1 pseudogene is annotated in these 316 nt (G+C 40.5%); it reads left to right on the top strand.

The window, feature by feature from the left end:
* Positions 1–84 precede the first annotated feature (84 nt).
* Positions 85–316: pseudogene (locus tag HMPREF2955_RS00245) on the top strand (IS66 family transposase); the annotation flags it as partial.

Genomic DNA, 316 nt, shown 5'->3' on the forward strand with positions numbered 1-316 from the left:
CTCTCCTCTAAAATCTTCGTATAAAGGCTATAAAAATGCTCATTTATCTTGCGTATTTCAGATTTTCTTTGTACCTTTATACCTATGAAAGAGCAAGTTACGGACATATCAAAAGTGTTACAAGACATGACGGAAGAGATGCGGCTGTTGCGTGAAACTGTCAACCAGCAGTATGCCGAGATTGTCAAATTGAACCGTAACATAAATGCTCTGAACCTCCAAATCCGCAAGAAAGATACGGAACTTACAAACTTGCGGGAACGCTTGGCCAAGTATGAAAAACCTGACAAGAACTCTAATAACAGCAGCACTCCGC

The organism is Prevotella sp. HMSC073D09 (genome assembly GCF_001814145.1).
GTDB classification, from domain to species: Bacteria; Bacteroidota; Bacteroidia; order Bacteroidales; family Bacteroidaceae; genus Prevotella; species Prevotella conceptionensis.